Here is a 23,444-nt window from a genome sequence, read left to right on the forward strand (position 1 = left end):
TCAGGTTGGGTCGCCTCACGGGGACAAGTGGCCTGGTGGGCACGGGGTTTCAGGGTCTGCCCGGGGTCGTTTGGGCCGCTGGGAGCGGGGTCCGGTGCGGACTGTCGAGGCGTGGGCTCAGGTGGCGTCCGCAGCCTCCAGCCACAGGGTGTCGGGGCGGCCGAGGCGGACGGACTCGGCGGTGATCAGGCGGTAGGCGGTGGCGGCCGTCGAGTGGGCGAGCATGCCGCGCACGCCGTGCAGTTGGAGTGCGGTGCGGCAGGCGCTCTGGGCGTGTTCGGCGGCGACGGCCAGGACGGCGGCGGCGGCGGGGTGGCCGCCGCGGTCGTGGTCCCAGGCCGCGCGGTGGAGCAGCAGCCGCCAGCCGTCGGCCTCGCCCATGAGCAGGGCCAGGCGGTGGGCGACGGTCTGCCGTTCGACGAGGGGTTTGCCGGACTGGATGCGGGTGTTGACGTGGGCGCGGGCGACGTCCACGGCCCGGTCGGCCATGCCCAGCAGCAGGGCGGCTTGGCGCAGGCGGGCGGCGCCGAGGGCGCGCCGGGTGCGGTCGTCGTCGGCGGTCAGCGGCTGTGCGGCGGCGCCGTCGAAGCGCACCCGGGTGGCGGGCAGGCCGAAGTGCTCGGTGGGTTCCACCGTGACGGGGCCGGTGTGCGGGTGGGCGAGGTACCAGCCGGTGGTGCCGTCGTCGCCGGCGGCGCGGACCACGCACAGGGCGACGGCGGCGCGGGGCAGCGGCTCGGAGGTGCCCCGCAGCCGGCCGTCGGCGTCGACGCGTACGGTGGCCGGGCCGTGGGCGCCGATCACCACCGCGTGCCGCTCCCCCGCGTACAGTTCGGCGAGGGTGTCGCCGGGGCAGTGGTCGAGCAGGTCGAGGGCGTGGGCGGTCGCCCGGTAGGCGCCGAGCGGTTCCAGCGCGTACCCGAGGCGTTCGTTGACGACGGCGTCGGCGGCGAGGCCGAGGGCGAGGCCGCCGAGGTCCTCGGGCGCGTTGAGGGCGGGCACGCCGATGGCGGCCAGTTGGGCGGAGGGGTCGCCGGTGCCGGTGAGCACGGTGTCCACGGCCTCGCGCAGGCGCTGCTGGAGCGGGTCGAGTCGCAGGTCCATCGCGGTCAGCCTTCCGTGGGCGCGTTGCCGATGACGCGGGCGTTGGCGGCGATGTCCAGCATGACCTCCGACGCGCCGCCTGAGATGGTCATGCCGGGCGCTTCGCGCAGGGCCGCTTCGAGGGTCTGGGCGCCGGGGTCGGTGCCGGGGTCGAGGAGGTCGGGGCCGACGGCGTCCAGGGCCCACCAGGCGATGCGCTGGGCGCTCTCGCTGCAGTGCCACTTCGCGAAGGACGACTCGGCGATGTCGGGCCTGCCGTCCTGGAGGTTCTGCAGGACCTGGCAGCTGAGCAGTCCGCTGGCCTCGATGCGGGCCCGGTGGCGGGCGAGGTCGACGCGCAGCGCGTCGGAGGCCCGGCGGCCGTCCGCGGCGGCGAGCCGGGCGGCGGTGTCCAGCCAGTGCTTGCCGCGGGCGTAGTAGTCCAGGCCGGTGCGTTCGGCGGCGAACATCTGGGTGATCAGGGACCAGCCCTCGCCGGGGCGGCCGAACAGGGCGTCCTGGTCGACGCGCACGTCGGTGAACCGGATGTCGTTGAACTGTTCGTTGGCGAGGCTGGGGATGGGACGGATGGTGACGCCGGGGGTGTCCAGCGGGACGAGGAACAGGGTGAGGCCCTGGTACTGGCTGCCCTGCGGGTCGGTGCGCACGGCGCACAAGGCCAGGTCGGCGTAGCCGCTCTTGAGGTTGTAGGTCTTGCGGCCGTTGATGACCCAGCCGTCGCCGTCGGGGACGGCGGTGGTGGTGATGCCGGCCAGGTCGGAGCCGTTGCCGGGTTCGGTGAACAGGATGCAGGCGGCGAGGTCGGTGATCGCCATGGCGGGCAGCAGGGTCTTGCGCTGCTGTTCGCTGCCGGAGGCGAGGATCAGCGAGCCGACGTTGAGCACCGAGATGCAGTAGAGGTTCTGCGGTATCCGGTGGGCGACGAGGCGTTCCAGGAGGGCGACGGTGGCGGTGAAGTCGGCGCCGCGGCCGCCGTACTCGACGGGCCAGGCGGGGGCGAGCAGGCCCGCCTCGCCGAGGTGGCGGTAGAGCGGGCGCACGTCGCCGTCCATGCCGTCCTTGCGGTCCAGGACGTCCTGCAGCAGCTGCCGGGTGCGCGGGGCGCTGAGGACTGCGTCGGCTTCGGCGGCGAAGTCGGCGCTGTTCGGTGGGACTTCGAAATCCACGCTCTGGCTCCTTGCCCGTTGGGGGTTGTCAGGCGTCCGGGATCGCGGCGTGGAGCGCCCGCAGGATCTCGGACCGGTTGTCGGTGAGGAAGAAGTGGCCGCCGGGCAGCACGGAGAGGGTGAAGGCGGCGGCCGTGCAGTCCCCCCAGCCGCGCATCGCCTCGGGCGGCACTTCGGGGTCGTTGTCGCCGCACCAGGCGGTGACGGGGCAGGACAGCGGCTGGCCGGGCCGGCACCGGTAGGTCTCGATCATGGCGAAGTCGGCCCTCATCATGGGCATGAGCAGGTCGAGCAGTTCGTCGTGGGCGAAGACCGCCTCGTCGGAGGCACCGTACTCGCGCAGCATCCGCACGAACGCGGGGCGGGGCAGGTCGCTGACCGGGGTGAGCGGGCGGGCGATGGGCGGGGCGGGGCGGCCGGTGACGAACAGGTGCCGGGCGGGGCGGCCGAGTTCGTCGAGCCGGCGGGCGACCTCGAAGCCGAGGATGGCGCCCATGCTGTGGCCGAACAGCACGGCCTCGGTGGGCTCGCCGGCGATCGCGTCGGCGAGTTCGTCGGCGAGGCGGTGCAGGTCGGTGGCGGGCGGTTCGGCCATGCGGACACCGCGGCCGGGCAGTTGCACAGGCACGAGTTCGACGGGCCCGGTGCTGAAGTCCTTCTCCCAGGAGGCGTAGTAGCTCGCCGAACCGCCCGCGAACGGGAAGCAGTAGAGGCTGCGGGCGGCGGTGGCGGAGCGGAACCGGGGGTCGAACCACGGGCGGGCGCCGCGGCGGTGGAACGGGTGGACGCTCACCGCGCCGCCGCGGCGCGGGGGGTCAGGCGCACCGGCATGCTCTTGTAGCCGGGGACGAAGTGCGAGGCGACGTGGCGGACCTCGCCGGCGATCTCGACGCTCTCCACCAGGTCCATGAGTTCGTCGATGAAGATCCGCAGGCCCACCTTGGCCAGGCCGGCGCCGATGCAGTAGTGCGGTCCGACGCCGAACGCGACGTGCCGGTTGGGCCGGCGGGCGGGGTCGAAGGTGTAGGGGTCGTCGAAGACCCGCTCGTCGCGGTTGGCGGAGCCGAGCCAGGCGCTGACCGGCTCGCCGGCCCGGATGGTCTGCCCGTGCAGTTCGACGTCCCGCACGGCGTAGCGCATCAGCGCGGTGACGGGCGAGGACCAGCGCAGCAGTTCCTCCAGGAAGGAGGGGCGCAGCTCGGGGTTCTCGCGGACCCGGCGGAAGAGGTCGGGTTGTTCGGCGAGGAGGGAGAACATGGTGCACAGGGCGTGCGGGGTGGTGACGTTGGCTCCGATGAGCAGGACGAAGCCGTTCATCATGGCCTGGCGTTCGGACAGCGGGCCCTCGGTGAGGTCCATGGCGCGCAGGGTGCCGATGACGTCGGGGTCGACGTCCTCGCGGGAGCGGCGGGAGAACTCCTCGCGGAAGTACTCGAAGAGTTCGTGGCGGGCCTGGCGGACGGTGGCCTGGGCGCTGCCGGTGGAGTAGTCGGGGTCGTCGTAGGCGATGGTCATCATGACGAGCTCGACCATGCGTTCCCAGTTCTCGGGGGGCAGGCCCATGAGGGTGGCGGTGACGGCCATCGGGAACATCATCGCGGGTTTGGCGATGTCGAAGACGTCGGCGGCCAGGGCACCGTGGAGGGTCTCGCGCGCGAGGTCGCGCATGAGCTTCTCCTGGGTGGCGACGACGCGGGGGCTGAAGGCCTTGTTGAGGGGCTCGCGGAACTCGCGGTGGCGCGGGGGGTCGGTGTCGGCGAGCATGTCGTCGGTGGCGATGTCGGGTGTGTCGAGGTCGAGGACGCACAGGATGGTGCCCCGCCGGGAGGTGAACTCGGCGTGGCTGCGCAGGACTCGGCTGACGTCCTCGTGGCGGGTGACGACCCAGAAGGGTTCGCGGTCGCCGCCGGGGTCGACGCGGCGCAGCGGCTGGTGGTCGCGCAGCTCGGCCCAGAGCGCGTGCATGTCCGTGGAGGCGTGGAAGCCGGAATCGAGCAGTTCGGGGCCCTCGAACTGCACGGGGCAGAAGGGGGGTTTGGAGATGATCATCAGCCGTGCCTCTCGGACTCGGTGGCCTGGGCGCGGGCGGGATCGCGGCGCCGGTCGGGGTCAGGCGATGCGGATGCGCCGCTCGCGGAGCTGCTCGTAGAACGGCAGGTGGTGGTCGTGGTAGCGGCGCAGCAGCGGGTCGGTGTCGATGGTGCGGTCGTAGGCCCTGGTCCGGCGCCGGACGGTGGTGCTGGCGCTGACGTCGGTGTGCCAGCGGGCGGACTGGTGCCATTCGGGGCGGTCGCCGGGCTGCCAGTGCAGGGTGTCGTCCCGGAAGGGCAGGCCGGTGGTGTCGCAGTAGGCGCGTACGGCGGCCTCGGGGTGGTCGACGAAGTCGTCGGAGTCGAGGACCAGGGCCTCGCCGCCGGCGTCGAGGACGGCCTGGTGGATGCGGTGGAGGTATTCGATGCCGACTTCGTGCAGGGCCATGTCGGGCTTGATGGCCGCGTAGGACGGGATGATCTCGCGCGGGTCGCGCAGCAGGAAGGCGTGGCGGGCGCGTTTGAGGAAGTCGGGGCGTTGCAGGACGGTGTCGTAGCGGCAGTCGGTGGTGTCCTTGAAGAACACGGTGTGGTGTTCGGAGAGTTCGAGGAGGGTGTCGACCAGCGCGGTGGTGGAGTGGACGGTGCGTCCGTCGACCTCGGTGCGGCCGTCGTTGGCGATGTTGCAGAACGGCTCGTGCAGGGGCAGCAGGTCGCCGCGGTCGACCATGGTGCGGAAGAAGACGGTGGAGCGGGAGCGGGGGGCGCTCCAGAGGGCGAGCAGGGGGTGGTGGCCGGTGGTCATCCGCTGGCCTCCCCGGTGCTGCCGTTCTCCGCGGTGCCGTGGCTCTCGCCGGCTTCGAGGGTGCGCAGTTCGGCGAGGGCCCAGTCGGCGATGTGTCCGGCGACGTCGGCTCCGGTGGCGTCGATGGCACCGTGGAACTCGGGGGTGTGGTTGACCTCGTTGGCGTACAGGCGGCCCTGGCGGTCGATCAGGAGGTCGACGCCGAGGAAGCCGCCGCCGACGGCGCGGGCGGCGGCGACGGCGAGTTCGGTGAGTTCGTCGGTGATCGGGCAGGGCGTGGCGGCGCCGCCGATGGCGGTGTTGGTACGCCAGTCGTCGACGGCGTTCTTGTAGATGGCGCACACGACGCGGTCGCCGGCGACGTAGGACTTGATGTCGCGTCCGGGCTTGTCGATGTGTTCCTGGAGGTAGTACAGGTGCTGCTGGGGGTTGGGCAGGGCGGCGCGGTGTTCGAGGATGGCCCGGCCCTGTTCCTCGTCGTGGATGCGCGCGGTCAGGTGGCCCCAGGAGCCGGTGACGGGTTTGGCGACGACGGGGTAGCCGAGCCTGGCCATGGCCTTGAGGGCGGCGGGTTCGGCCCAGGTGACGGCGGTGCGCGGGATGGGCAGGCCCGCGGTGTGGAAGGCGAGGGCGGTGCGGTGCTTGTCGCCGCAGACGTCCAGGACCGCGCTGCGGTTGAGGGTGGGCACGCCCAGGGCTTCCAGGGTGGCGGCGACGGAGGCGGCGCGGCTGTGGCTGACCTCGCGCATGAGGGCGGCGCGGTAGGACGGGCGGCCGTCGGCGAGGAGCACGGTGAGCCTGCGCGGGTCGACGTGTTCGTGGGGTACGCCGCGCCGGTCGAGCGCTTGGAGGATGAGTCGTTCCTCCCGGCGGATCCGGGAGGCGACGACGGCTATCGGCAGGCCGGTTGTGTCCACGTGTTGTCTCTTCCGCTCTGCTGCCGGGGGTGGTCAGGTCAGCGCGTCCGCGGCGCGTTCGACGTGGTCGAGTGCGACGTCGAGGCGGCGGACGAGCTCGGTGCTGTGGGTGCGCAGTTCGTCGGGCCGGTGGCGCTGCCAGACGCGTGCGTGGGCGCCGGTCATGCGGACGGCGGTCCAGCCGTGGGCGACGGCGGCGACGGCGGCGGCGGCCTCGGCGAGTTCGGGCACGCGCAGTTCGCGTCCCCGGGTGCGCAGGTGCTCGGCGTGCAGGCCGGCCTGGGCCTGGATGTTCCAGCTGATCACGTACAGCTCGGCGAGGGCGTCGGCGGCGGCCTCGGTGCCGGGGGTGAGCGCGCACAGGTCGTCGAGGTAGCGGCGCAGGCCGGCGGCGCCGCTGAGGGTGCCGGTGTCGGATCCGTGGCGCCAGCGGGCGAGGTTGTCGCGCAGGACGTGGTCGAGCCGGCCGGGGCCGGGCTCGGGGACGGGTCCGCGCATACGGGCCTGGAGCCAGCGGCGGCCGCTGGGGCTGGCGCTGAAGAACACGTCGGCGTCGTCGGGCGGGTTGGGGGAGCCCCAGGCGGCGAGGAAGTCGGCGACGGGGATGGGGCCCTGGAAGGCGGGCGGCTGGGCGTCGGAGACGTACACCTCGGTGTCGGTGATCCGGTAGACGACGAGGAGGTGGGCGGCGTGGACGTCGTGGAAGGCGGGGCGGAAGGGCAGGTGGTAGTTGTCGACGGCGGCGATGGGCAGCACGCCGGCGGCCAGGGCCGCGCGCAGGTCCTCCAGCCCGTCGCCCTGGCCGTCGCTGCGGTGCCAGGTCGACTCGAAAGGGTGGAAGAGCGCCAGGCGGCGGGCGAGGGAATCGGGTTCGGCGAGGAAGAAGTACTCCTCCGGGCTCCAGGCGCCGGCGCGGCGGCGGAACTCCCAGGGCTCGCCGAGGACGGTGACCGGGTCGTGGCCGTCGTGGAGCAGCACGGTGGCCAGAGTGGCGTGCAGGCAGCTGCCCAGGTCGCGGGTCCACAGTCGCACGGGCGGTGCGGTGGGGGCGCTCATGCGGTCGTCCCGTCCGCGGTGCGCGCTCCCGCTGCGGTGCCGGTGAGGACGGTGAGGGCGAAGACGTGCAGGGCCACCAGGCGGGGCAGGCGCAGGGCGGTCGCGGTTGCGCGGCGCGGCATGCCGATGCGGGTGAGCCACATGGTGGTGGGCAGGCTCTGCTGGACGTGGTGGGGGTAGTGCATGCGGGTGGTGCGGAAGGCGGGCAGTTCGCCGAACTCCGGTGTGCCGTCGAGGAAGTCGGAGACGCGTACGGGCAGCGGGTCGGCGTGCCCGTCGGCGTAGTGGGCCCAGATGGTGTCCTCGCTGCGGCGTTCGGAGGCGGCCAGGAGGTGGATCCAGTCGTACTGGCCGGGTGGGAGGGCGATGAGCTGTCCCTCGCAGCGGACGTTGTCGCCGTCGGGGCGGGGGTTGGGCCAGGCGAAGGGGATGCCGGCGATCTCGACGAGGCTTCCGGGGGCGGGCAGTTCGCCGGCCGGGAAGGAGTTGCCCCAGGCGTTGAGGCGCCCGTGGTCGAGGTCGTCGGGGGTGGTGGCGGCCCGGTTGTTGAGCAGGTCGTCGAGGCCGATGAGGCGGAACTCGGGGGCCGGCGCGGTGGCGGGCAGGCGCCGCAGGAGCCGGTCGGGTGGTGTGTCGGGGCGTGCGGTGGGGTGTGTCGTCTGGCTCATCGGGCCCCCGGTCACTGGAGTTTTTCGTGCGTGCGCCCCGGCAGCCGGTCGGGGGCGGGCACGGTGCTGAAGTCGACGATCATGGTGTCGCGCCAGCCGGACGGGCTGTTCCGTTCGGGCCGGATCTCGCTGACGGCGTGGTCCATCTCGGTGTCGGACAGCAGCAGGGTCTCCAGCGGCTCGGTCATGGTGACCGTGTGCTGGGCCTTGTCCTCGCCGCGCCGGTAGACGGTGTTCTCGCCGCCGACGACGTGGTGGCGGCCGATCAGGTGGATGGCGACGTAGGCGTGGCCGTCGCAGTGCCGGCCCTCGGGGGCGGGTTCCGAGCCGCCGCTGGTGTCGGTGAGGACGCGGATGAAGTGGATGCCCAGCTCCCAGTCCCGTACGCCCACGGCCTCGTTGACGAGGGTGACGCCCTCGCGCAGGATCCGGGCGAACGGGGGGCTGGCCAGCGCGGAGTCGGTCAGCGGCTCGAACACGCGCAGCTGGTCGCCGAAGACCGGGTTGACCTCCTTGCTCTGGAAGAACTCGGTGCCGCGCAGCGGTTCCAGGGTGCCGTCGCGATGGGCGAGCACCCGGCCGTAGCGGCGGTTGCGGCGGCAGCGGGCCGGGCCGAGGTACGCGTCGGGCACCAGGGCGTCCCACGCGGACGCGAACTGCTGCCAGTCGGCGCCTGTGGTCGGTTCGCTCAGGCGGCCGTGGGCCCAGCCCCGGTGGGCGAAATCGTCAGCGCGGAGACTTCCGGGTGTCGGCTTTCCGGTCATCGCCGGGTCCTGGCCTGGACGTCCATGGGTGGATTCCCCTCAGCGGTTTCGGTTCTACGGTTCAACGGTTCGACGTCAACGGGCGCAACAGAAACCACAGCATCGCAGGGATCATACTACAAACACTACATTGCTGTCCTGCAGACTGTTGCCGGGTGACCGGCCCGGGAGGGGCACCGTGCGTGCCCGTCCCGGACCGGCCGGGCGGGTCAGCCGACCGGTTCGGCGACCGGGTCCTGCCGCACCGCCGTGTCCCCCTCGACGTCGTCGGCGGCCGCGCCGATCTCGGCGGCGAGGAACTGCGCCAACGCTCGGACCGTCGGGTTGCTCCACAGGATCGTGGGCGGCAGGTCCACCGCGAAGCAGCGGTGCAGCCGCACCCGCAGGGCCACGGTGAGCACCGAGTCGACGCCGAGTTCGAGCAGCGGGCGGTCGATCGCGATGTCCTCGGGGGCGAGGTTGAGTTCGGCGGCGACCTGTCCGTGCGTCTCCGCCAGCACCAGCTCGGCCAGTTCGCCGGCCGGCACGGCCGGCCAGTCCACCGCCGCCGAGCCGGTTGCCTGCGCGCCGGCGTCGGTGACCGACAGGTGCGAGAACACCGGCAGAGTGTGGCCGGGCAGCACCCGCAGCACCGCCGCGTAGGGCAGGGCGTAGCGCTCGGCGTAGCTCCAGCTGCGCAGCGCCTCGGAGACGGTGATGCCGCCCATGCCGCGGGACTCGGCTTCCAGGATGGTCGCCTTGCCGGTGGTCTCGCCCATGCCCCGCCCGATCCACTGGGCCCAGGCGAAGCTGGTCGCCCCGCTCTCGCCCTGGTGGCGGCGCAGCGCGGCCAGGGCGTCCAGGAAGGAGTTGGCGGAGGCGTAGCTGACCTGGCCGGTGAGGCGGGCGAGCTGGCCGCAGGAGGAGAACATGGTGAAGAAGTCCAGCGTGCCGGCCGGGAAGAGCCGGTGCAGGACCATGGCGCCGTCGGCCTTGGGGCCCATGGTGGTGTCGAGGTTCGCCGGGCCGCTGTTGTCCACGAGGGCGTCGGAGACGACGCCGGCGCAGTGGACGATGCCGCGCACCGGCGGCAGGTCCAGGGCGGCGGGGTCCAGGGCGCGGGCGGCGGCCTCGAGGTCGGAGACGTCCAGGCGCAGGACCTTGACGGTGGCTCCGGCGGCCTCCAGGGCAGCGACCTCGGCGACCTGGGCGGCGACGGCGGGGTCGGTGACGCGGTCCCACTCGGAGCGGGGCGGCAGGCCCCGGCGGCCGATCAGGACCAGTCGGCGGGCGCCGCGTTCGGCGAGGTGGCGGGCGGCGTCCAGGCCGAGCGAGCCGAGGCCGCCGGTGATCAGGTAGGTGCCGTCGGGGCGGCAGTCGGCGGCCTCGTGGGCGGCGGGCCGCTCGATGCGGCGCAGCCGGGCGGCGAAGACGCCCTCGGTGGTGAGGGAGAGGACGTCCTCGGTGGGCGGCAGGGCGCCGATGAGGGCGGCGGCCCCGGCCGGGTCGGCGTCCTCGGCGAGGTCGATGGTGCCGCCCCACAGGTCGGGGCGTTCGCCGGCGACGATACGGCCGGCGCCCCACAGCGGGGCGTGGGCGAGGGCGGCTTCGGTGCGGGCCTCGCGCACACCTCGGGTGAGCACCCACACGGTGGGGCGGTGCTTCTCCTCGGGGATGGCGGCGATCTGCTGGACGGCGTCCAGCAGGGCCCCGGCGCAGCGGCGGGCGGCGTGCTCGGGGGCCTCGCCGGGCAGCAGGGCGGGCGGGGCCACGAGGACGGCGTCGCCGGCCCTGAGCAGGCCCTCGCCGATGGCGGTGGCGTCGGGAACGGCTCGGGCCTCCACGCCGCGGGCAGCGAGGGCCTCGGCCAGGGCGGGGCCCTCGTCGGGCCGGCCGACGAGCAGGGCCCGGCGGGGGGCCGGGGTGCGGGCGGGGACCTCGACGGCCTCCCAGGCGAGTTCGTGGACCAGGTCGCGGGGGCCGGCGGCACCGGAGCCGATGTCCTGGACCTTGATGTAGCGCAGGCCGCGGGCCTGGCAGACCACCCGTCCGGTGTCGTCGGCGACGGTCATGTCGATGGTGTCGGGGGTGCGCGGGTCCCGGGTGGTGTGGACGAGGATGCGCGCCGGCGGGGCGCCGCGGAAGGCGAGGGACTCCAGGTGCGAGCAGGTGCGCAGGACGGTGGAGTCCTCGCTCATCACGAGGACGCCGCTGGCGGTGAGGGCTGCGTCGACGACGGCGGTCCAGCTGGAGGGGTGGAGTTTGGGGGTGTGGTCGACGGTGACGGTGGCGAGCTGTTCGCCGTCGCCGCGGACGAGTTCCTCCACGACCCAGGGGAAGGTGTAGCCGTCCACGCCCATGGCGCGGAAGATGCCGTCGACCTTGGCCCAGGTCCAGGAGACGGGGCAACGGGCGCGGATGGCGTCCGGGTCCTCCAGCTCGGTGGCGGTGAGCTCGGGCTCGCGCACGACGGTGGCGGTGGTGTGGGTGAGCCACTCGTCGTCGTGGGCGGCGGTGCCGTCCTGGTCGCGCTTGATGCGGCTGGCCAGGCGAGCCTTGTCCTGTTCCATCACCACCTGCACGACGCGGGTGGGGTGGGCGGCCAGGGGGATGCGGAAGACGATGTCGCGCAGGCCCCAGGGTTCCTCGCCGTCGCCGGCGGCGGCGGCGATGAAGGAGTTGAGGACGACGGAGGCGGGGACGGTCTCGACGCCGACGACCTTGTGGGACTGGGCGTAGGGGCGGTTGTCCATGCTGAGTTCGGTCTGCCACACGCGCTGGACGGGGGCGCTGGCGACGGTGGTGCGGCCGCCGATGAGGGTGTGCTTGTCGGGGTCGTGGCCGCGGCCGGCGCCGTGCTCGGCCGGGGTGTCGGGGAAGATCCAGTAGGGCCGGTGCTGCCAGCGCACGGCCGGGACGTCGACCAGTTCGCCGGGGCAGGACCAGGTGACGGGGGTGCCCAGGCAGTGCAGGCGGGCCAGGTTGGCCAGCAGGGTGCGCTGTTCGGGCTGGTCCCGGCGCAGGGTGAGGGCGACCTGGGTGTCGGGCAGGTCGGCGTCCAGGGCGGTCTCGGTGATGGAGTGGGCGACCACCGGGTGGGAGGAGACTTCGAGGAAGACGCGGGCGCCGTCGTCCAGGGCGGCGCGTACGGCCTGGTGGAAGCGGACCGGGTCGGCCAGGTTGGTGGCCCAGTACTCGCCCTCGCGGGGCGCGGTGGAGCGCGGGTCGGCCAGGGCGGTGCTGTAGAGCGTCACGGTCGGGGCGGTGGCGTGGAGTTCGCCGGCGGCGCGGCGGACCTCGTCGAGGATCCCGTGGACGTGGGGGCTGTGGAAGGCGACGTCGGTGTTGACCCGGCGTGCCTGGATGCCCTCGGCGGCGAGGTCGGCGACCAGTGCCTCGACGGCGTCGGTGTCCCCGGAGACGACGGTGGACAGCGGGCTGGCGGCGATCGCGGCGACCACGCCCTCGCGGTCCGCGGTGCGCTGCTCGACGTCGGCGAAGGCCAGCGGGACCATCGCCATGGCACCGCGGCCGGCGGCGGCCTCCAGGGCGCGGGCGCGGCGGCAGGCGAAGCGGGCCGCGGCGGTGCGCTCCAGGCTGCCGGCCACGACGGCGGCGGCGATCTCGCCGACGGAGTGGCCGATCACCGCGCCGGGGCGCAGGCCGAGGCCGGACCAGACCTCGGCGAGGGCGACCTGCATGGCGAAGGTCATGGCCTGGGTGCGGGTGACGGTCCAGGGGCCGCCGGCCTCGATCGCCTCGCGCGGGGTCCAGCCGAGCTCCTCGGCGAACACCGCGGCGAGCTCGTCGATGACGCGGGCGAACCGGGGCTGCGTCGTGAGGAGTTCGCGGCCCATGCCGGTCCACTGGGAGCCGTGTCCGGAGAACACCCAGACCGCTCCGGCGGCGCCGCTGTCGCCGAAGGCGGAGGCGGCGCCGGTGGCCGCGGCGGGCGAGGCCTCGGCGTCGGCGAGGGCGTCGAGGCCGGCCAGCAGCTCCTTGGTGTCCTCGGCCACCACGGCGGCGCGGCGGGCCAGGTGGGAGCGGCGGGTGGTGAGGGTGTGGGCGAGGTCGTCGAGGTCGGTGCCGGGACGGGCGCGCAGCCAGTCGGCGGCCTCGGCGGCCAGGGCGCGCAGCCCCTGCTCGGAGGCGGCGGACAGCGGGAACAGCCGCGGCCGGGCGGGGCCGGGCCGGTCCTCGGTGGCCTGCTCCCCCGCGGCGGGCGCACCGGCCGCGGCGGCCTCCTCGGGGCGGGGTGCCTGCTGGAGGACGGCGTGGGCGAGGGAGCCGCCGACGCCGTAGCTGGAGACGCCGGCGCGCCGGCCGTGCTCGCCCTCGGGCCACGGGGTCGGCTCGCCGACCAGGCGCAGTCCGGAGGCCTCCAGGCCGAGTTCGGGGTTGACCTCCTGGTGCGGGCTGGGCGGCAGTTCGCCGTGGCGCATGCTTAGGAGGACCTTGATGACGCCGGCGATGCCGGAGGCGGCCTCCACGTGGCCGACGTTCGGCTTGAGGGTGCCGATCAGCAGCGGGTCGTCGGCGTCGCGTCCGGCGCCCAGGACCCCGCCGATCGCGCGGGCCTCGGCGGTGTCGCCCAGGCGGGTGCCGGTCCCGTGCGCCTCGACGTACTGCACACTGCGCGGGTCGATGCCGGCGCGCTCGTAGACCTCGCGCAGCATGCGCCCCTGGGCGTCGCTGTTGGGCGCCATCATGCCGTCGGAGCGGCCGTCCTGGTGCAGGCCGCTGCCGATCACCAGGCCGTGGATCGGGTCGCCGTCGCGCTGCGCGTCGGACAGGCGCTTGAGGACGACGACGCCGCCGCCCTCGCCGCGGCCGTAGCCGTCGGCGGCCTTGTCGAAGGCCTTGCTGCGCCCGTCGGAGGAGGTCGCGGAGGCGGCGTCCAGGGCGACCACCAGGGCCGGGGAGGCCATGACGTTGATGCCGCCGACGATGGCCACGCCGGTCTCCCGGTTGCGCAGGCCCTGGCAGGCGACGTGCAGGGCGGTGAGCGATCCCGCGCAGGCGGTGTCGACGGCCATGGAGGGGCCGCGGGTGTCGAGGAAGTAGGAGATGCGGTTGGCGATGCCGTAGAAGGTGGTGCCGTTGACGGCCCAGGCGCCGGTGCGCTCCAGGTCCTCCAGCAGGCGGCGGCCGTAGTCGTTGGAGTTCGCGGCGACGTAGACGCCGGTGTCGGTGCCGGCCAGGGAGGTCGGCGGCAGCCCGGCGTCGCACAGGGCTTCCCAGGCGAGTTCGAGCATGATGCGCTGCTGCGGGTCGAGGTACTCGGCCTCGCGGGGGGTGATCTGGAAGAACTCGGCGTCGAAGCCCTCGATGTCGCGCAGGAACGAGCCCTTGCGGGTGGTCGTGCGCAGGATGGCGCGGGTCTGGGGGGTGGTCTCGTAGGGGTCCCACCGCCGGGCGGGCATCTCGCCGACCGAGCTGCGTCCCTCGCGCAGGAACTCCCACAGCCTGCCGGGAGTGTCGAGGTCGGGAGCGAAGCGACAGCTCATGCCGATCACCGCGAGCGGTTCCTCGGCGGGGGCGGGGTTCGCCGGCTGGGTCTGCTGCGTCTCAGGCAACGTGCACCTCTCCCGTCTCGACACCGGTGCGGCGCAGGCTCAGCGGCCGCAGGTCTGTCCATACCTGGGCGATGTGCGCCAGGCATTCGTCCTTGGGGCCGTCGAAGCCCTCTGCGACCCAGCCGTCCGGGACGTCCTGTCCGGTGGGCCAGATCGAGTACTGGTCCTCGTGGTTACGCACCACGAGGTAGGTGCGATCATCCGTACTCATCAGGGACCATTCCTTTCGCAGCCCTGTTCGGTGGGTCTCATGACGTGGTCTCATCCGTGGCCGTGCGGGGCGGGTGCGGCGGTGTTCCGGCGTGGGCGCCGGTCGCGGCCGCGGGTCAGGACGCGTCGAGCGTCCGGATGTACCCGGTCAGCTGGGCCGGGGTGTGCAGGGCCCGCGTGCGCAGCAGTTCGCCCAGGTGGTCGGGGGCGGTGCAGCGGCGCAGGGTGCGGGGGGCCGCGGCCGAGGGGTCCGCGGCGAGGTGGGCGGCGATGGGGCCGGCGAGGCCGGCGACCCAGACCCGGACGGGGTCGAGGGCGGCGACGCGGGTGTACCACTGCTGGTCGGGGCAGGGCCGCAGCGGGTGTCCGGCGGCGCGGACGGCGGCGACCAGGTCCCGGGTGGTGCCGACGGCCGCGGGGACCGCGTCGACGTGGCGGGTGCCGGGGGTGGTGTGGCCGTGGTCGGCGTGCAGGATCGCGTGGGCGGCGGCGTCCCCGGGCAGGGCCTGGAAGAGTTCGTTGTCCTCCAGGTCGAAGCTCGCGGGGAAGGCGCCGGTGTCGGTCATCGCGCGGGTCCAGCTCCACACGGCGTCGGCGGGGTTGATCTGGTGGCGCTGCTCGTCGCCGAACACGCTGGGGATGCGGACGACCGTGGCGGGCACGTCGTGCTCGGCGGCGTGGTCGAGGTAGAGCTCGGCGACGGCCTTGGAGCGGACGTAGCCGTTGGCGGCGCCGGGCAGGACACGTAGCGGGCCAGGGGTGACGGTGGCGCCGGGCGGGTTGGCGGCGGAGTCGTGGACGGAGCTGGTGGACACCAGGGTGAGGCTCTTGCGGCGGCCGCGGGCGGCGAGGTCGAGCAGGGCGGCGACGCTGTGGGTGTTGGCGGCGGCGAGTTCGTCGTAGGGGTAGACGTGGTTGACGTGGGCGGCGGTGTGGACGATCCGGCCGGTGCGCTCGGCGAGCCGGTCGCGGTCGTGGCCGGTGAGGCCGAGGCCGGGGGCGGCGATGTCGCCGTCGAGGAGTTCGAGGCGGTCGGCGTGGTCCCCGGGGTTCAGGCCGAGGCCGGCCAGGGTGGCGGTGAGCCGGTCGCGGCGGCCGGCGGCGCCGCGCAGCAGGCAGGTCACGTGGGCGCCGTCGGCGAGGAGCCGGGCCAGAACGAAGCGGCCGACGAAGCCGGTGGCACCGGTGAGCAGGACGGTGGTGCGCGGGGCGGCGGGGCGGGAGGCGGGGCGGGGGATGCGGGCGGTGCGGGTGGCGAGGTCGGCGCGTACGGCGGCCAGTTCGGCGTCGGGCGCGTCGACGGCCGGGTCGGTGACGGGTATGGCGGCGGCGGTGCGCAGGTCGTCCACGGCGTCGGCCAGGGGCTGGAGCCGGGAGCGGCGGAAGAGGGTGTCGACGGGGACGTCGGTGCCCAGGGCGGTGCGGATGCGGGCGACCAGGTGCATCACCATCAGGGAGTGGCCGCCGAGTTCGAAGAAGTCGTCCTCGCCGCCGACCGCGGGCACGCCGAGCAGCTCGCACCAGATCGCGGCCAGTTCGCGGGCGGTGTCGCCGCACGGGGGCTCGCCGCGCGGCCCAGTGGGTGCGGTGTGGTCGCGGCGCTCGGCCAGGGCCCGGCGGTCGAGCTTGCCGTTGCGGGTGAGCGGCAGTTCGTCCAGGACGGTGACGGTGGCGGGCACCATCCACTCCGGCAGGGTGCGCAGCAGGGCGCGGCGTACGGCGGCGCCGGTGGTGACGGTGCCGTCGGCGGGGACGACGTAGCCGGCCAGGGCGGCGGAGCCGAGGCGGTCGCGTTCGAGGACGACGGCGGCGCGGGCGACGGTGTCGAGGGCGTCGAGGGCGGCCTGGACCTCGCCGGGTTCGATGCGGTGTCCGCGGATCTTCACCTGGTCGTCGGCGCGGCCGAGGTAGACGAGTTCGCCGTCGGGGCGGCGCAGGGCGAGGTCGCCGCTGCGGTACATGCGGGCGCCGGGGCGGGGGCTGAAGGGGTCGGGGAGCATCCGCTGGGCGGTGAGTGCGGGGTTGGCAACGTAGCCCAGGGCGACGCCCTCCCCGCCGACGAAGATCTCGCCGGGCACGCCGGTGCCGACGGGGTGGAGGGAGTCGTCGAGCAGGTGGAGGGAGAGGTCGGGCAGCGGCGGGCCGATGAGGGAGGCGGGGTCGTCGAGGTCGGCGGTGCGGACCGGGCGCAGGGTGACGTGGACGGTGGTCTCGGTGATCCCGTACAGGTTGACCAGCTGCGGGTGCCGGTCGCCGTGGGCGTCGGTCCAGGGGCGCAGGGCGGCGTGGTGGAGGGCCTCGCCGCCGAAGACGACGTACCGCAGGTCGGTGTCGCCGGGGTGCTCGAGGAGGGCGGCGGAGACCTGGCGGAAGGCGGAGGGGGTCTGGCTGAGGACGGTGACGTGTTCGGTGCGCAGGAGGTCGGCGAACACGTCGGGGGCGCGGGTGGCCCAGCGCGGCACGATGACCAGGCGGGCGCCGTGCAGGAGGGCGCCGAAGAGCTCCCAGACGGAGAAGTCGAAGGCGTAGGAGTGGAAGAGGGTCCAGACGTCGTCGGGGCCCAGGTCCAGGTGTTCGTCGCAGGCGGCGAGCAGGCGCAGCACGTGGTGGTGGGTGACGAGGACGCCCTTGGGCCGGCCGGTGGAGCCGGAGGTGTAGATGACGTAGGCGGGGGCGTCGGCGGGGACGTCGACGGGGGCGGGGGTACCGCTGTGCCAAGCGGGGTCTTGCCAGTCGACCGTGAGGACCTGCGGGCCGGTGTCGAGGACGAGGGCGGGGGCCTTGGCGAGGTCGGGGGTGGTCAGGACGGTGCGCACGCGGCATTCGGCGAACTGCTCGGCGGTGCGCTCGGCGGGGTTGTCCGGGTCGACGGGCAGGTAGGCGGCGCCGGCGCGCAGGACGCCGAGGACGGCGGCGGGCAGGTCGACGGTGCGTTCCAGGACGAGGCCGACGATGCTGCCGGGGCCTTCGCCGCGGGCCTGGAGGGCGGCGGCGACGCGGTCGGCGCGTTCGGACAGCCGGGCGTAGTCGAGGTGTTCGCGTTCGTCCTGGACGGCGGTGGCGCCGGGACGGCGGGCGACGTGGGCCGCGAAGGCGCCGTGCAGGGTGGTGGGGGCGGGCGGGGCGGCGGGCGGGGGCGGGGTGAGCCCGCGGGCGGGGAACAGGACGTGCTCGCCGGGCCGGTGGATCTCCAGGTCGGCGACCGGGACGCCGGGGGCGGCGAGGCCGGCGCGCAGGAGCGTCTCCAGCCAGCCGGCCCAGCGGGCGACGGTGGACGCGTCGAGGAGTTCGTCGTCGTAGGGCAGGTAGCCGACCACCTCGTCGCCCTCGCACCACAGTTCGGCCATCAGGTCGTAGTGGGTGGCGCCGCCGTCGAGTTCGGCGAGCGCGGTGTCCAGGCCGGGCATCCGGGGGGTGGGCGGGGCGCCGTCGCGCAACGAGAAGGAGGTCTGGAAGACGGGGGTGCGGCCGGGGTGGCGGGGGCGCTGGAGTTCGCGCACCAACATGTCGAACGGCAGCTCCTGGTGGGCCATCGCCCCGGCCAGGGCGGCGCCGGTGCGTGCGACCAGGGTGGGCAGGTCGGGGCGGTCGCCGAGATGGATGTGCAGGGGCAGCCAGTTGAGGAAGTAGCCGATCATCGTCTGGGTCTCGGGGCGCGGGCGGCCGGCCACCGGGACGCCGATGACCACGGAGTCGGTGCGCACGAGTCGGGAGAGCAGCGCGGCGTGGCCGGCGAGGAACGCGGCGAGCAGGGTGGTGTCGTGGGCGCGGGCCAGTTCGCGCAGTCCGGTGACGAGGTCGGCGCCGAAGCGGACGTGGTGGAAGCGTCCCTGGCTGGCGCGCAGGGCGGGGCGGGGGCGGTCGGTGGGCAGGTCGAGGGCGTCGGGGGCGCCGTCGAGGTGCTCGCGCCAGAAGTCGAGGGTGCGGCGCAGGGCGGGGCCGTCCAGGGCGGCGCGCTGCCAGGCCGCGAAGTCGGGGTAGTGCAGGTCGAGCGGGGCGGGGGCGGGGCCCTCGCCCCGCTCGTGGGCGTAGAGGGTGCCGAGGTCGTCGAGGAGGATGCCCAGGGACCAGGTGTCGGACACGATGTGGTGCTGCACCAGGGCGAGCAGGTGGCTGCGCTCGGCGGTGCGGTAGAGCGTGCAGCGCAGCAGCGGGCCGCGGGCGAGGTCGAAGTCGTCGGTGACCAGCTGGGAGGCGAGGTCGCGGGCGGTGGCCTCCGGGTCCTCGGCGGTGGTGCAGTCGACCCGTTCCAGCGGCAGCGGCAGGTGCTCCAGGACCAGTTGACGGGGCCTGCCGTCGCGCTGGCGGAAGACGGTGCGCAGGGCTTCGTGGCGTTCGACGAGCCGGGACAGGGCGCGCTGGAGGGCGTCGGGGTCGAGGTCGCCGTCCAGGCGCAGGGCGACGGGGACGTGGAAGATCTCGCGCCGGGTCAGCAGCTCGTACATGAACCACAGGCGTTCCTGCTCGAAGGAGCAGGGGGCCTCGGCGGTGTCGTCGGCGCGGCGGGTGATGCCGGCGGCGGTGCCCTCACGGGCCAGCATCCGTTCCACCAGCCGGCGCTGCCGGGGGTTCAGGGCGGCCAGGCGGGTGCGCAGCGCGGCCAGGTCGGGCGGGGCCGTGCCGTCCACCGGTGCGTCCGGCCGAGTCTGCGGCTCGGTCGGCTGGTCCATGGCGGGAGCTCCTTCGTCGGTCGGTGGGGCCCGGGTGCGGCGCGGTGCGGGGTGCGGCGGGGTGGCGGGTGGCCGGAGGCGGTTCAGTGGACGGTGAAGCCGCCGTCCACGACCAGTTCGGTGCCGGTGACGCCGCCGGAGTGCGGGCCGGCCAGCCACAGGCAGGCGGCGGATACCTCGGCTGCGGTGACCAGGCGGCCGATCGGGTGCAGGGCGGCGGAGGTGTGTTCGTAGTCGGGGAGTTCGGCGCCCATGGCGGCGGCGACGGCGCGGGTGCTGCGGGTGCCGAGCGCGTCGTCGTCGGCGACGGTGCTCGGGCTGACGGCGTTGGCCCGTACGCCGTGGCGGCCGTACTCCAGCGCGATGGCCTTGGTCAGGCCGATCACCCCGTGCTTGGAGGCGACGTAGTTGGCGTAGAGCTCGAAGGCGACCCGAGCGCCGGTGGAGGCGGTGTTGACGATCCGTCCGCCGCCCTGGGCGACCATGTGCGGCAGGACGGCCCGGCAACAGCGCCAGGTGCCGCTCAGGTTGACGTCCAGTGCGAGCTGCCACTGGTCCTCGGTCAGTTCGTGGGTGCGCCGGCCGCCGGGTCCGAGCACGCCGGCGTTGTTCAGCAGGACGTCGATGCGGCCGAACTCGTCCAGGCCGGTGTCGACCGCCTTGTCGACGGCGCTCTGGTCGCGCACGTCGGCGACGGCGGTGAACACCCGGCTGCCGAGCCGGCGGCAGGCGTCGGCGGTCTCCTCCAGGTCGCGCCGGCTGGACATCGGGTAGGGGCCGGCGTCCGGGGCGCAGTGGTCGGTCAGGAGCAGGTCGGCGCCTTCGCGGGCGAAGGCCAGGGCGTGCGAGCGGCCCAGGGCGCGGGCGGCACCGGTGATCATGGCGACGTGGCCGTCGAGCAGCATCAGGCCTCCAGGGGATCGGGAGGGGCGGCGAACGGGCGGGCGGCCAGCTGCCGGGCGAGCCGGGGCAGAGCGAGCGCCAGCACGTCGATCGCGCGGTGGAGGTCGCTGAGCGGGAGGTGTTCGTCGGTGGTGTGGTCCAGGTGGGCGTCGCCGGGGCCGTAGGCGGCCATCGGGACGTCCCACGGGTCGAGGGTGTTCATGTCCGAGGTGCCGGCCTTGAGCTTGAGGGTGGGGCGGGCACCGTGGGCGGTGATGGCGGCGCGCAGCTGGCTGACCACCGGGTCGGCGCGCGGGCGGGTCACCCCGGGCACCCGTTCGTCGACCCGGATGCGGGTGTGCGGGAGGCTGCGGGCGAAGCGCTCCAGTGCGTCGAAGTCGAAGCCGGGCGGGACCCGGCAGGTGAGGAAGGCCTCGGCGCGGGCGAGGTCGCCGCTGAGGCGGGTGAGGGTGGCGGCGGCGACGGCGAAGGCGATCGGGTCCTGTTCGTGGGGGGTCAGGGCGCGCAGGTAGTCCTGGACGTCCCGGGCGAAGCCCACGGCGCGTTCCACGGCGGTCGGTTCGGGGCTGCTGGTGTGCAGCGGCGGCTGTTCGATCTCGTACTCGAGGCCGGTGCGGCCCTTGTAGCCCAGGCAGACGCCGTCCCAGCCGCTGGGTTCGCCGATCAGCACCGCGGCCGGGCGTTCGACGGTGGCCAGCACGTGGCGGGCGCCGACCGATCCGGCCACCTCCTCGCCGACCGCGCCGATCACGTGCACCCGCACCCCGTGGGTGCGGGCGGCGGCGCAGATCATGGTGACCATGGCGCCCTTGGCGTCGACCGCGCCGCGGCCGTAGAGCAGGTCGCCGATCTGGCACACCGGCACCTGGCCGGGGACGGTGTCGATGTGGCCGAGCAGCATGACGGTGGGGCCGTCGGGTGGGCCGATCAGGCCGTGCGCGTTGCCGACCTCGTCGACGTGCGCCCGGAAGCCGAGGGCGGCCATCTGCTCGGCCAGGAAGGCGGCGACCGCGCGTTCCCGTCCGGAGACGGAGGGGATGCTGAGTGCGGCCCGAAGCAGCCACGCGGGGTAGTCCCCGCCGGCGGGGTCGGGGCGGACCTGGCGGGCCAGGGCGGGGCGGCGCTCACTCATCCGAAGCCTCCTCGCGCAGGGGGGCGTCCTCGCGCAGCCGGGTGCCGGAGCCGGTCAGCGCCCGGTGGATCGGCCGGGCCTGGTGGGCGGTGGCGATGGCCACGTGCGGCACGGTCCGGCTGGCCCGTAGCCCGGCCCGCACCTTGTGCCGCATGCGTCCGCGGACGGTGTCCCCGTCCAGGTGGGCGGGGCCGACCTCGGGGATGCGGCTGTCCGGGTCGGCGGGGTCGGCCAGGACCCCGCCGACGTCGGTGAGCAGGACCAGCGCCGACGCTCCCAGCGCCTCGGCCAGTCGGGCGGCCGCCTCGTCGGCGTCCACGTTGAGCAGGTTGCCCTCGGGGTCGCTGGCGGGCGGGGAGACCACGGGGACCTCGCCGCGTTCCAGGGCCGCGCGCACCAGGGCGGGGTCGACGTGCTCGATCCGGCCGGCCTGGTCGTCGCGGATCATGACGGTGCGTCCGGCGTGCACGGACCGCAGGGCCGGTTTGCGGGAGGCGGTCAGCAGCGCGCCGTCCGCGCCGCTGAGGCCCACGGCCCGGGCGCCGCGTGCCCGCAGTCCGCCGACCAGCTGGGGCTTCACCTGGCCGAGCAGGGCCAGGGTGATCACTTCGAGCATCTGCGGGTCGGTGCGCCGGCTGTGCGTGCCGTCCGGGGACCGGATCACCTGCCGCTCGACGCCGAGCCGGTCGGCCAGCCGGTCGGCGGCCGCGCCGCCGCCGTGCACCAGCACCGCGGGCCGGCCCCCGGCGGCCAGCTCGGCCAGTTCGTCCAGCACCGGCACCGGGTCGGATCCCCCGCCGATCTTGACGACGACCACCCCTTCGGCCGCCGGGCCCTGATCCTGTGCCATCTCCCGCCCACCTCCCGTCGCCGTCGTGTGCGTGCCGCTGTGCCGTCGCGCCGTTCCGTCGGGATCGTCGCGCCGTGTCGTGCCGTACCACTCCGCCCTGGGAGGGCGGGGTGCCGGGCGGGTGTCAGGCGGGGTGGAGGCCCGGGAATCCCAGTCCCGCGTCCTCGGGCAGGCCCAGGGCCACGTTCAGACTCTGCACCCCGCCGCCGGCCGCGCCCTTCACCAGGTTGTCCAGCGCGGCCACCAGCACGATCCGCCCGCCGTCCTCGTCCACCGCGCAGCCCACGTCCACGAAGTTGCTGCCGGCGAGGAACTGCGGGTCGGGCAGCCGGTGCACCCCGCGGCCGCGGGCCACCACCCGTACGAACGGGCTTGCCGCGTAAGCGCGTTGGAGCACCCGCAGGACATCCCGCCGGGTGACCGGCTGTGGCGGTGTGACGTGGCAGAGCACCTGCGCGCCGCGCACGGCCGGGACGGCGGTCACCGTCATCCGGGCCCGCACCCCGGCCAGCGCCGCGATCTCGGCCTCGTGCCGGTGCCCGGCGGGCCGGTAGACCCGGAAGGCCCGAGCCCGCTCGGCGTGGTGGGAGGAGGGGCCCGGCTCAGCCCCGGAGCCGGAGGAGCCGGCCCGGGCGTCCACCACCACGTCGCCCGCCACCAGGCCCGCCCGCTGCAGCGGGGCCAGCGCCAGTACGGCGGCGGTGGCCATGCAGCCGGGCACGCTGATCCGCCGGGCCCCGGGCAGCTCCCCACCGAACAGCTCCGGCAGGCCGGTGCGGTAGGCGTCCCCGGAGGCCGACCGGGCACCGGCCCGGAAGTCCGGGCTCAGGTCCACGATCGTCCCGGCCCGCTCCGCGATCCCGGCCTCCACTTCGGCCGACGCCCCGGCGGGCAGCGCCAGGAAGGCGGTGTCCACCTGTTCCAGCTCCTGCGGGGCGCGGAAGGTCAGCCCCAGGTGGTGCAGATTGGGGTGCACCTCCCCCACCGGCCGTCCCGCGTACCGGCGCGAGAGCGCCTGCACCAGGTCCAGCTCCGGATGGGCGTGCACCAGCCGCAGCAGTTCCCCGCCGGTGTAGCCGGCCGCTCCGAGAACACTCACCTTCACCGGGCCAACTCCCCCGAATCGTGGTCGACTTGCGCCATCGGCCGACTTTCCGCCCGGATCCGGCTGCCCGCGGGCGGCCGGGTGGGGCGGGGGCGGTGCTACTCGCCCCAGTCCTCCTCGACCTCGGGGGCCAGGGCCAGCACCAGCGGCCCGGTCGCCACCACTTCGAGCTCACTGGAGCAGTGTCCGCAGATCACGATCTCGGCGGCCAGCACATCTCCGGGCACGTCCACGGAGCCCTGGCACTCCGGGCACTGCGCGCTCAGTGCAGTGGTCATCTGTTGCCTCCTGCAGATTGTGTTGACTACTCTCTATCGAGAACACTGCAGAAACTAACACATGCTGCACAACAGCACACCCCCGAGATCGGTTCGGGGACCGTCGCCCCACACACTCTTTCAGCGCAGAACAGGCGGGAGGTCGGGTCCGGTGGAGGATGACGAGTACACACACTCTGCATTACAGGGTGTCGGATGTCCGAGGCGACGGCCCCGCCCGTGCGGCGCCGT

17 protein-coding genes are annotated in these 23,444 nt (G+C 74.4%); all 17 read right to left on the minus strand.

Annotated elements, in window-relative coordinates; translation table 11 throughout:
- Positions 1–117 precede the first annotated feature (117 nt).
- The 17 genes from ACWDBB_RS22170 to ACWDBB_RS22250 all read right to left on the minus strand — a co-directional run bounded on the left by ACWDBB_RS22170 (position 118) and on the right by ACWDBB_RS22250 (position 23,213).
- Entirely contained in the window at positions 118–1,104 is a 987-nt protein-coding gene (locus tag ACWDBB_RS22170) for an acyl-CoA dehydrogenase family protein (protein WP_449791252.1), read from the minus strand.
- A 5-nt stretch (positions 1,105–1,109) separates the two neighbouring features.
- Positions 1,110–2,270, minus strand: a complete 1,161-nt coding sequence (locus tag ACWDBB_RS22175) for an acyl-CoA dehydrogenase family protein (RefSeq protein ID WP_449791253.1) — start codon at positions 2,268–2,270, stop codon at positions 1,110–1,112.
- A 28-nt stretch (positions 2,271–2,298) separates the two neighbouring features.
- The gene (locus ACWDBB_RS22180) at positions 2,299–3,063 is read right to left on the minus strand and encodes a thioesterase II family protein (protein ID WP_449791254.1); all 765 of its coding nucleotides are present in this window, start codon (positions 3,061–3,063) and stop codon (positions 2,299–2,301) included.
- Positions 3,060–4,319, minus strand: a complete 1,260-nt coding sequence (locus tag ACWDBB_RS22185; protein WP_449791255.1) for a cytochrome P450 — start codon at positions 4,317–4,319, stop codon at positions 3,060–3,062. Before ACWDBB_RS22185 ends, ACWDBB_RS22180 begins: the two co-directional genes overlap by 4 nt.
- Positions 4,320–4,379: 60 nt before the next feature.
- Positions 4,380–5,105, minus strand: a complete 726-nt coding sequence (locus ACWDBB_RS22190; protein ID WP_449791256.1) for a sulfotransferase-like domain-containing protein — start codon at positions 5,103–5,105, stop codon at positions 4,380–4,382.
- Positions 5,102–6,022 (minus strand): lysine biosynthesis protein LysX, encoded by a 921-nt coding sequence (gene lysX / locus ACWDBB_RS22195; RefSeq protein ID WP_449791257.1) that lies wholly within the window; start codon positions 6,020–6,022, stop codon positions 5,102–5,104. Before lysX ends, ACWDBB_RS22190 begins: the two co-directional genes overlap by 4 nt.
- A 33-nt stretch (positions 6,023–6,055) precedes the next feature.
- Positions 6,056–7,078: a BtrH N-terminal domain-containing protein gene (locus tag ACWDBB_RS22200; RefSeq protein WP_449791258.1), complete on the minus strand. Its 1,023-nt coding sequence runs from the start codon at positions 7,076–7,078 to the stop codon at positions 6,056–6,058.
- Positions 7,075–7,746, minus strand: a complete 672-nt coding sequence (locus ACWDBB_RS22205) for a hypothetical protein (protein WP_449791259.1) — start codon at positions 7,744–7,746, stop codon at positions 7,075–7,077. The genes ACWDBB_RS22200 and ACWDBB_RS22205 overlap by 4 nt, the downstream gene beginning before the upstream one ends.
- 11 nt (positions 7,747–7,757) lie before the next feature.
- Positions 7,758–8,510 (minus strand): 2OG-Fe dioxygenase family protein, encoded by a 753-nt coding sequence (locus ACWDBB_RS22210; protein WP_449791260.1) that lies wholly within the window; start codon positions 8,508–8,510, stop codon positions 7,758–7,760.
- A 209-nt stretch (positions 8,511–8,719) separates the two neighbouring features.
- Positions 8,720–14,065: a type I polyketide synthase gene (locus ACWDBB_RS22215; protein ID WP_449791261.1), complete on the minus strand. Its 5,346-nt coding sequence runs from the start codon at positions 14,063–14,065 to the stop codon at positions 8,720–8,722.
- On the minus strand, positions 14,058–14,276 hold the full coding sequence (locus ACWDBB_RS22220) for an MbtH family protein (protein WP_449791262.1): 219 nt from the start codon (positions 14,274–14,276) through the stop codon (positions 14,058–14,060). Before ACWDBB_RS22220 ends, ACWDBB_RS22215 begins: the two co-directional genes overlap by 8 nt.
- 115 nt (positions 14,277–14,391) lie before the next feature.
- Positions 14,392–18,945, minus strand: a complete 4,554-nt coding sequence (locus ACWDBB_RS22225; protein WP_449791263.1) for a non-ribosomal peptide synthetase — start codon at positions 18,943–18,945, stop codon at positions 14,392–14,394.
- Between the two features lie 83 nt (positions 18,946–19,028).
- Positions 19,029–19,850, minus strand: a complete 822-nt coding sequence (locus ACWDBB_RS22230) for an SDR family oxidoreductase (RefSeq protein WP_449791264.1) — start codon at positions 19,848–19,850, stop codon at positions 19,029–19,031.
- Positions 19,850–20,980 (minus strand): M20/M25/M40 family metallo-hydrolase, encoded by a 1,131-nt coding sequence (locus ACWDBB_RS22235; protein ID WP_449791265.1) that lies wholly within the window; start codon positions 20,978–20,980, stop codon positions 19,850–19,852. The genes ACWDBB_RS22230 and ACWDBB_RS22235 overlap by 1 nt, the downstream gene beginning before the upstream one ends.
- Positions 20,973–21,830 carry an acetylglutamate kinase gene (gene argB, locus ACWDBB_RS22240; protein WP_449791266.1) on the minus strand — a complete coding sequence of 286 codons (858 nt, stop codon included), beginning with the start codon at positions 21,828–21,830 and terminating at the stop codon, positions 20,973–20,975. Before argB ends, ACWDBB_RS22235 begins: the two co-directional genes overlap by 8 nt.
- Before the next feature lie 124 nt (positions 21,831–21,954).
- Entirely contained in the window at positions 21,955–22,935 is a 981-nt protein-coding gene (gene argC / locus ACWDBB_RS22245; RefSeq protein ID WP_449791267.1) for an N-acetyl-gamma-glutamyl-phosphate reductase, read from the minus strand.
- Between the two features lie 98 nt (positions 22,936–23,033).
- Positions 23,034–23,213: an alpha-aminoadipate/glutamate carrier protein LysW gene (locus tag ACWDBB_RS22250; protein ID WP_449791268.1), complete on the minus strand. Its 180-nt coding sequence runs from the start codon at positions 23,211–23,213 to the stop codon at positions 23,034–23,036.
- Positions 23,214–23,444: the final 231 nt, after the last annotated feature.

The organism is Kitasatospora sp. NPDC001095 (assembly GCF_053598615.1).